The 9,049-nt window shown below is 71.2% G+C and carries 6 protein-coding genes; all 6 read left to right on the top strand.

Annotation, left to right across the window (positions count from 1 at the left end; genetic code table 11):
- The first annotated feature begins 295 nt into the window (after positions 1-295).
- The 6 genes from AB0F40_RS26605 (at position 296) to AB0F40_RS26630 (ending at position 8,895) form a co-directional block, all read left to right on the top strand.
- Positions 296-1,042 (top strand): IclR family transcriptional regulator, encoded by a 747-nt coding sequence (locus AB0F40_RS26605; protein WP_357475151.1) that lies wholly within the window; start codon positions 296-298, stop codon positions 1,040-1,042.
- Between the two features lie 115 nt (positions 1,043-1,157).
- A complete protein-coding gene (gene aceB, locus AB0F40_RS26610) occupies positions 1,158-2,744 on the top strand; it encodes a malate synthase A (RefSeq protein ID WP_357475153.1) in 1,587 nt (528 codons plus the stop codon).
- Positions 2,745-2,847: 103 nt separating this feature from the next.
- On the top strand, positions 2,848-4,323 hold the full coding sequence (locus AB0F40_RS26615) for an FAD-linked oxidase C-terminal domain-containing protein (protein WP_357475155.1): 1,476 nt from the start codon (positions 2,848-2,850) through the stop codon (positions 4,321-4,323).
- Complete coding sequence (locus tag AB0F40_RS26620; RefSeq protein WP_357475158.1) at positions 4,323-5,609, top strand: FAD-binding oxidoreductase; 1,287 nt, start codon at positions 4,323-4,325, stop codon at positions 5,607-5,609. Before AB0F40_RS26615 ends, AB0F40_RS26620 begins: the two co-directional genes overlap by 1 nt.
- Positions 5,609-6,946: a glycolate oxidase subunit GlcF gene (gene glcF / locus AB0F40_RS26625; protein ID WP_357475159.1), complete on the top strand. Its 1,338-nt coding sequence runs from the start codon at positions 5,609-5,611 to the stop codon at positions 6,944-6,946. The genes AB0F40_RS26620 and glcF overlap by 1 nt, the downstream gene beginning before the upstream one ends.
- A gap of 131 nt (positions 6,947-7,077) precedes the next feature.
- Positions 7,078-8,895: an L-lactate permease gene (locus AB0F40_RS26630; protein WP_357475161.1), complete on the top strand. Its 1,818-nt coding sequence runs from the start codon at positions 7,078-7,080 to the stop codon at positions 8,893-8,895.
- Positions 8,896-9,049 lie beyond the last annotated feature (154 nt).

The following is a 9,049-nucleotide window of genomic DNA, read 5'->3' on the forward strand; positions in this document are numbered from 1 at the left end:
GTCCCCGCACGAACCCACAGGGTTGGTGCAGGGACTCCACCCCCTGACTGCATTCCCCCCAAAACCAAACCCACCAACCCGCGCCCACCCAGCGACCCCGCGCCTACCCAGCGATCCCGCCCGAAATCACCGCGGAATTCGGGCGCAATCACTGGGCTGGCGCGCTGGCCTGGCGCGCTGGGCTGGTGCGAAACCGCTGGGTCGGCGCGCAGCGACCGAGGGCCCCCATCGTTCCGCGTTATGGAATGCTGTTTCCGTCGGACGGCAGGTCCGGCGTTCCGATGGGGAGGGTGACGTGGCAGAACCTGGCGTGCAGTCAGTCGAGCGAGCGCTTGATCTGCTCGAGATCCTGGCGGACGTCGGCGGTGATGCCGGCCTGAGCGAGCTCTCGGAGCAGTCGGGGCTGCCGCTGCCGACCATTCACCGGTTGATGCGCACCCTGGTCGCCCGCGGATACGCGCGCAGGCTTCCCTCCCGCCGCTATGCCCTCGGCGCACGCATGATCCGCCTGGGTGAGTCGGCCGGCCGACAGCTCGGAGCCGGCGCGCGGCGACACCTGGCGCGCGTGGCTCGCGAGCTCGGGGAGACCGCGAACCTCGCCATGCTCGACGGGGAGATGGCCGTGTACGTCGCGCAGGCGGCGTCGTCGCACTCGATGCGGATGTTCACCGAGGTAGGGCGACGCGTCCATCTGCACAGCACGGGCGTTGGCAAGGCGCTCCTCGGCGAGCTTCCCGACGCGTCCGTCCGTGATATCGCGACACGGGCCGGCCTGGCGCCCGCCACCGATCGGACCATCACGGACCTCGACGCGCTGCTGGCCGCGATGGGGGAGATCCGCGAGCAGGGCTACGCCGTGGACGACGGTGAGCAGGAGATCGGCGTGCGGTGTTTCGCCGTCGTCGTACCGGGTGCACCCGTGCCGACGGCACTTTCGGTCTCGGGCCCCGCGGCGCGCGTGTCCTACGAGTTCGGCGAGCGGGCCGTGCCGGTGCTCCATGCGGTGGCGCGCGACATCGCGTCGGAGCTGTCCGAAGGCTGAGCGCCGCGTTGACCCCGGACCATCGGGCACCTACTGTTTTCACCAGGAAGTATTTGCTTTCCGGATCGTGGAACATGAGCGGCTCCGGACCGAGTCATCGACCGAGGGAAGACACGTGGACACTCCGGACGGCCTCACGATCACTGCTGACATCGCGCCCCGCGCGCACGAGGTGCTCACCCCGCAGGCGCTGACGCTCATCGTGGCCCTGCACCGCGCGCTGGACGACCGGCGGCTGGAGCTCCTCGACGCCCGGCAGCGGCGGGTCGAGGAGCTTGCCGCGGGCGGCACGCTCGACTTCCTGCCCGAGACCCGGCACATCCGCGAGGACCGGACCTGGCGTGTCGCGCCCCCGGCGCCCGGCATCGAGGACCGGCGGTGCGAGATCACCGGACCGACGGACCGCAAGATGACGATCAACGCGCTGAACTCCGGCGCCAAGGCCTGGCTCGCGGACCACGAGGACGCGAACACGCCGCAGTGGAGCGCCGTCGTGGGCGGGCAGCTCAACCTGCTCGACGCGATCAACCGCACCATCGACTTCACGGGCGAGAACGGCAAGCACTACGCGCTCAAGCCGGACGAGGAGCTGGCCACGATCATCGTCCGGCCCCGCGGCTGGCACCTGCCGGAGAAGCACATCCAGGTCGACGGGCGCCCGGTGTCGGGGAGCCTGGTGGACTTCGCGCTCTACGTCGCGACCGCCGGGCTGCGGCAGATCGAGAAGGGCCAGGGACCGTACTTCTACCTGCCCAAGATGGAGTCCTACCTGGAGGCGCGGCTCTGGAACGACGCGTTCGTGCTGGCCCAGGACTTCCTGGGCATCCCGCAAGGGACCATCCGCGCCACGGTGCTCATCGAGACCTACCCAGCGGCGTTCGAGATGGAGGAGATCCTCTACGAGCTGCGGGAGCACAGCTCCGGCCTCAACGCAGGCCGTTGGGACTTCATGTTCTCGGTGATCAAGTCGTTCCGGACCCGTGGCACCGAGTTCATGCTGCCCGACCGTAACGCCGTCACCATGACCGTGCCGTTCATGCGCGCGTACACCGAGCTGCTGGTCAAGACGTGCCACACGCGCGGCGCGCACGCCATCGGCGGTATGGCCGCGTTCATCCCGAGCCGCGACGAGGCGGTCAACGAGGCCGCGTTCGCGAAGGTCCGCGACGACAAGACCCGCGAGGCGAACGACGGCTTCGACGGGTCGTGGGTGGCGCACCCCGGCATGGTGGAGCTCTGCAAGGAGGTCTTCACCTCGGTGCTCGGCGACAAGCCGAACCAGATCGACCGGACCCGCGACGAGGTGCAGGTCACCGCGGCGCAGCTGCTCGACGTCGCCGGTACACCGGGCGACGTCACGGAGGCGGGGCTCCGCAACAACATCTCCGTCGGCATCCAGTACCTGAAGGCCTGGCTCGGCGGCCTCGGTGCTGTCGCGATCTTCAACCTCATGGAGGACGCCGCGACCGCGGAGATCTCCCGCTCGCAGGTGTGGCAGTGGCTGCACAACGACGTGACGCTCGCGGACACCGGCCACCGGGTCACGCGCGAGCTGATCGATCAGATCGTGGCGGAGGAGATCGCCAAGCTGCCGGGCGAGCCGGAGGACTACACGGAGGCGAAGCAGACGTTCCTGGAGGTGGCGGTAGCAGACGACTACGCGGACTTCCTCACTCTCCCGGCATACGCCAGAATGCCCTGACCCTGCCTGTTGAGTGCTGGGTATTTGTGGTTCGGAGCACCTCCGGAGCGCAAATACCCAGCACTCAACGGAGACGTAGTGGCTTGCAACGAGGAGGTTGCTCATGTCCGGGAATGAGGCCGCGGCGCTCGACGTCGTCATCGGCGAGCTGGTCGACGAGCTCGGCCCGGAGCGGGTGATCACCGACCGGCAGCGGCGTCGTACGTACGAGTGCGACGGGCTCGCGGCGTACCGGGTGGTCCCGGGCGTGGTGGTCCTGGCCCAGGGGCCGGACGACGTCGCTACCGCGGTCCGTGCCTGCGCGCGGCACTCGGTGCCGTTCGTCGCCCGGGGATCGGGCACCGGACTGTCAGGCGGGGCGCTGCCGCACTCCGAGGGCGTGCTCGTGGTCATGTCGCAGATGCGATCGGTCCGGGACGCCGACGTCGTCAACCAGCGCGCCGTCGTCGACCCGGGGGTGATCAACCTGCAGCTCACCGCCGCGACCAGCCCGGACGGGTACTACTTCGCGCCAGACCCCTCCAGCCAGTCCATCTGCTCGATCGGCGGCAACGTCGCCGAGAACTCGGGCGGCGCGCACTGCCTCAAGTACGGCTTCACGACCAACCACGTCACCGGCGTGGACCTGGTGACGGCCGCCGGCGAGCAGGTCGAGATCGGCGGCAAGGCGCCGGACCCGCCCGGGTACGACCTGCTCGGCGCGCTCGTCGGCAGCGAGGGCACGCTGGGCATCGTCACGTCCGCGACCGTGCGCCTGACGCGGCTGCCGCAGGAGGTCCGGACCCTGCTCGCGGCCTTCCGCACCATGGACGACGCCGGTGCCGCGACCTCAGCGATCATCGCCGCCGGGGTGATCCCCGCCGCCATCGAGATGATGGACGCCCTCGCGATCGAGGCCGCGGAGGCGGCGGTGCACTGCAACTACCCGGCCGGCGCGGGCGCGGTGCTCGTGGTCGAGCTGGACGGACCGTCGCCCGACGTCGCGGGGGAGTTCGACGACGTCGTGCGGCTGTGCGAGCAGGCCGGCTCGTTCGAGGTGCGGGTCGCGGCCGACGACGACGAGCGCGCCCTGATCTGGAAGGGGCGCAAGTCCGCGTTCGCCGCGGTCGGCCGGATCAGCCCGGACTACATCGTCCAGGACGGTGTGATCCCGCGGACCGCGCTGCCGCTCGTGCTGCGGCAGATCGCAGCGCTCGGGGAGAGCGCCGGCGTGCGGGTCGCGAACGTGTTCCACGCCGGCGACGGCAACCTGCATCCGCTCGTGCTGTTCGACGGCTCGGTCGAGGGCGCCGTCGACCGGGCGGAAGAGGTGGCCGGCGGGATCCTCGACCTGTGCCTCGAGCACGGCGGCTCCATCACGGGTGAGCACGGCGTGGGCGCGGACAAGGCCAAGCACATGCCGCGCATGTTCACGGCCGACGACCTCGAGACCATGCAAGCGGTGCGCTGCGCCTTCGATCCAGAGGGCATCGCCAACCCGGGGAAGGTGTTTCCCACGCCCCGGCTGTGCGGGGAGCAGCCGGGGCGGCACCACGGCGCACACCCGTTGGCGGAGTCCGGCGTGGCGGAGATCTTCTGATGGCAGATCTGCAGCGGCTCGCGGAAACGCTCGAGCAGGACGGCGGGGGCGTCAGGGATGCCGGCCCGGCGGACGCCGTCGACGGGGTGCCCGCGCTGGCGGTCGCGCGGCCGACGTCGGCGGACGGTGTGGCCGCCGTGCTGCGCGAGGCGACGGCCCAGGGGCTGGTCACGGTGGCCCGCGGGGCCGGGACTGCCCTGGACTGGGGCGCTCCACCCGAGCGCGTCGACCTGATCCTCGACACGACCGGACTGGACCGGCTGGTCGAGCACGGGGCAGGGGACCTGGTGGTGGTCTCCGAGGCCGGGCTGCCGATCGCGGCGCTGTCGGAGACCGTCCGCGGCGCCGCCCAGGAGCTGGTGCTGGACCTGCCGCCGGATCGGCTCGCGGGCGACTCCACGGTGGGCGGCGCGCTGTCGACGGGGGTGTCCGGACCGCGGCGCCTGCAGCGTGGCGGCATCCGGGACCTCGTGCTCGGGGCCACGGTGGTGCTCGCCGACGGTACGACCGCCTCCTCGGGCGGCAAGGTGGTCAAGAACGTCGCCGGGTACGACCTGGCCAAGCTCCTGACCGGCGCGTACGGAACCCTGGGCGTCGTGGTGCGGGCCGCGTTCCGGCTGCACCCGGCCCGGCCCGACCGGGCGTTCGTCCTCGCCACCGGCCCGCTGGCCGACGTCGCCGCGCGGGCTCGCGACGTCGTCGCCTCGCAGCTCGCGCCCGCCGCCGTCGAGATCGACCGGCCCGCGGGGAGCGACGTCGCCGAGGTGGCGGTGCTGCTGGAGGGCACGGGTGGCGCCGTCGGGCAGCGCGCTGCCGCCGCGGCAGCGCTGCTGAGCGGGCGGGTGCAGGACGGGCCGCCCACGTGGTGGGCTGCGTTGCCGGGGGTCTCGACAAGCTCGACCGACGGTGGGAGCTCGACCAGCGGGGGCGGCACCCACGCCAAGGCGACCGCGACCCTCACCGGCGTGGCTGGTCTGCTGACGGCGGCGCGCGACGCCGAGCAGCGGTACGGCGTCGGCGTGGCGCTGCGGGGGAGCGCCGCCGGGGTGCTGCACGCCGTCGTGACGGGTACGCCTGAGGCGACCGCGTCCGCCATCGGGCACCTGCGGGGTGCCGCGACGAGTCCGCGGGAGGGGACCGTGACCGTGCTGCGCGCCTCGCGCGAGGTGCGCGCGGCGCTGGACGTGTGGGGGCCCGTGGGCGGGCTCGATCTCATGCGAGCGATCAAGCGGCAGCTCGATCCCGGACGCAACGTCGCGCCGGGCCGATTCGTGGGAGGCATCTGATGACTGAGGCGAAGCCGGACCTGCTCGGTGCGTTCGACGGATCGGGTGCGTTCGACGAGCATCATCCGCCGGCCCGCGAGCTCGTGGACGACTGCGTGCACTGCGGGTTCTGTCTGCCGGCCTGTCCCACGTACTCGCTGTGGGGCGAGGAGATGGACTCCCCGCGCGGGCGGATCTACCTCATGAAGGAGGGGCTCGAGGGGGAGCCGATGTCGCCGTCGCTGGTGCAGCATGTCGACGCGTGCCTGGGCTGCATGGCCTGCGTGACGGCGTGCCCCTCGGGCGTGCAGTACGACAAGCTGGTCGAGGCGACGCGCCAGCAGGTCGAGCGCCGCGGTGCCGAGCACCGGACACGGGGGCAGCGGCTGCTGCGGTCGGCGATCTTCGCACTGTTCCCGCGGCCGGAGCGAGTGCGGCTGGTGCGCCCCCTGCTGGCGCTTTACCAGCGCAGCGGCCTGTCGAGGCTGGTGCGGCCGGTGCTGGCCCGCGTGTCGCCGACGCTGGCGACGATGGAGGCGATAGCGCCGCCGGTGGGCCCGCGCGTCACGGTGCCCGCGCTCGTGCCCGCCGTCGGCGCGAAGCGGATGACTGTCGGGATGCTGCTGGGCTGCGTGCAGCGGGAGTTCTATCCGGGGGTCAACGCGGCGACGGCGCGGGTGCTGGCGGCCGAGGGGTGCGAGGTCGTCGTGCCGCAGGACCAGGGATGCTGCGGCGCGCTGTCCGTGCACGCCGGGCGTGAGACGGAGGGGCTGGACTACGCGCGGGCGCTCATCGACACGTTCTCGGAGACCGGTGTGGAGCGGATCGTGGCCAACTCGGCCGGGTGCGGGTCCACCATGAAGGACTACGCGGAACTGCTGGCTGACGACCCCCGGTACGCGGCACGAGCCGCCGACTTCGCCGCGCGGACCCGGGACGTCTCGGAGGTGCTGGCCGAGCTGGAGCCCGTCGCGCGACGGCACCCGCTGCCGATGACCGTCGCCTATCACGACGCCTGCCATCTCCGGCATGCGCAGGGCGTCAAGGCTCAGCCGCGGGCAGTGCTCGCGACGATCCCGGGCCTCGTGGTCAAGGAGATCGCTGACGGCGACATGTGCTGCGGGTCCGCGGGCATCTACAACCTGACCAACCCGGAGCCCGCGCGGGAGCTGGGGGACCGGAAGGCCGCGAACGTGGCGGCCACCGGCGCCGAGCTGCTCGTAACGTCCAACCCCGGGTGCCTGCTGCAGATCACCGACGCGCTGCGGCGACAGGGACGCGAGATGCCGACGGCGCACATGGTGCTGGTGCTCGACGCGTCGCTGCGCGGCGTCGGGCCGGGGGCGCTGCTGAGCTGATGCGGGGTACTCCGGGGTACTCCCGGTGACCGGGGGTAACTGCTACGTTTGTCGGACAGTGGAGTGATAATTCCGACATGCGAAATAACTAGCGCACCCTACCCGGCAGCGTCGCCGGAGCTGGAGTCATCATGGACAACCTCGCCGTCCTTGCCCTGCTCGCTCTTCTCCCCATCCTCGTCGTGGGAACCCTCCTGCTCGGGTTCCGCTGGCCTGCCCGGACGGCGATGCCCGTCGGTCTCGCGGTGGTCGTGGTCGTCGCCCTGTTCGCGTGGAAGATGTCGCTGGTCGCGGTCAGCGCGTCCATCGTGCAGGGCCTGCTGATCGCGATCGGGCTGCTCTGGATCATCTTCGGTGCGCTGCTCATGCTGGAGACGCTCACCAAGAGCGGCGCCCTGCAGACGATCCGCGCCGGCTTCACGACCATCAGCCCCGACCGGCGGGTCCAGGTGATCATCATCGCCTGGCTGTTCGGGTCGTTCATCGAGGGGGCCGCAGGGTTCGGCACGCCCGCGGCCGTCGTCGCACCCCTGCTGCTGGCGCTCGGCTTCCCCGCCGCGGCCGCCGTCATGGCGGGCCTCATCATCCAGTCCACGCCGGTGAGCTTCGGCGCCGTCGGCACGCCGATGCTGACCGGGCTCGGGACCGGCCTGGCGGACACCTCGGGCGCACTGGCGCCCGAGGTGCAGGCGCGGGCCGACGTGCTCGGCCTGGACCACTTCGGGTTCATCGCGCACACCGCCACGCAGGTGGCGACCATCCACGCGATCGTCGGCATCCTGGTGCCGCTCATCCTGGTCACCCTCATGTGCGGGTTCTACGGCGAGAAGCGGTCGTTCCGGTCCGGCCTCGCCGTCGCGCCGTTCGCGGTCTACGCGGCGCTCGCGATGATCGTGCCCTACGTGAGCGTGGCCTATGTGCTCGGGCCGGAGTTCCCGGCGATGCTCGGCGGGTTCATCGGGCTGGTGCTCGTGATGTTCACGTCCTCGAAGGGCTTCCTGATGCCCAAGGACGTGTGGGACTTCCCGCCGCGCGAGCGCTGGAGCGACCGCTGGATGGGCACCGTCGACCCCACGAGGGAGGCGGCCACCCTCACCCGCAAGATGTCGATGGTCCGGGCCTGGTCGCCCTACCTCATCGTCGCCGCACTGCTCCTGGTCACGCGGAACATCCCGGCGATCAAGGAGTTCCTGACCGGTCCGGCGGTGCTCGAGGTGTCGAACATCTTCGGCACCGGGATCAGCCAGAACATGGACCTCCTGTACTCGCCGGGTGCGATCTTCCTGCTCGCCTGCCTCGTCACCTACGTGCTGCACGGCATGAAGGGTGAGCAGATCAAGGCGTCATGGAAGGTGGCGGCCGGGCAGCTCGGCGGCGCGGCGTTCGCCCTCCTGTGCGCGGTGCCGCTCGTGCGGATCTTCATCAACTCCGGGCCCGACTTCAACGGGGCCGGGCTCGACTCGATGCCGATCACGCTCGCCCAGGCCGCGGCCGACCTGGCCGGTCAGGGCTGGCCCATCGTGTCGCCGTTCATCGGGGCGCTCGGTGCGTTCGTGGCCGGCTCGAACACCGTGTCCAACATGATGTTCTCGCTGTTCCAGTTCAACACCGGGCTCGGGATCGGCGCGTCCTCGCCGGAGACGGTGGCCGCTCTCCAGGCCGTGGGCGGCGCGGCGGGCAACATGGTGGCCGTGCACAACGTGGTCGCCGCCGCGGCGACGGTGGGGCTGCTCGGGCGCGAGGGCGACCTGATCCGCAAGACGATCCTGCCGATGACCTACTACTGCCTCGCGGCGGGCGCCATCGGCTACCTGTGGATCTTCGGGTTCGCGTTCAACGCGGGGATGGTGGTGCTGCTGCTCCTGGTGGCGGCCCTGGTGCTGACGGCGATCCGCATGGTGCGCAAGCCTGACGCCTTCAACCCGGAGGTGGTCCGGGTCCGGGTGTGAGTCTGGTTGGGCGTCGGTGCGCGACCGGTCGCAGTCGGCAGTGAGGTCCGCTTCGAGAATGCGATCCGGCATGGGTTACGCGTCATATCCATGTCGGATCGGTCCAGAACTCGATGCCCTCCTGCGACTCGGGGCTGTCGAGGTGCGAGGTCCA

The organism is Promicromonospora sp. NPDC023987 (assembly GCF_040639055.1).
In the GTDB taxonomy this organism is placed as follows: Bacteria; Actinomycetota; Actinomycetes; order Actinomycetales; family Cellulomonadaceae; genus Promicromonospora.

Excerpts from the sequence above, each read along its gene's own strand:
- AB0F40_RS26615 (WP_357475155.1), top strand. The coding sequence starts at position 2,848 with ATGTCCGGGAATGAGGCCGCGGCGCTCGACGTCGTCATCGGCGAGCTG.
- glcF (WP_357475159.1), top strand. The coding sequence starts at position 5,609 with ATGACTGAGGCGAAGCCGGACCTGCTCGGTGCGTTCGACGGATCGGGT.
- AB0F40_RS26620 (WP_357475158.1), top strand. The coding sequence starts at position 4,323 with ATGGCAGATCTGCAGCGGCTCGCGGAAACGCTCGAGCAGGACGGCGGG.
- AB0F40_RS26630 (WP_357475161.1), top strand. The coding sequence starts at position 7,078 with ATGGACAACCTCGCCGTCCTTGCCCTGCTCGCTCTTCTCCCCATCCTC.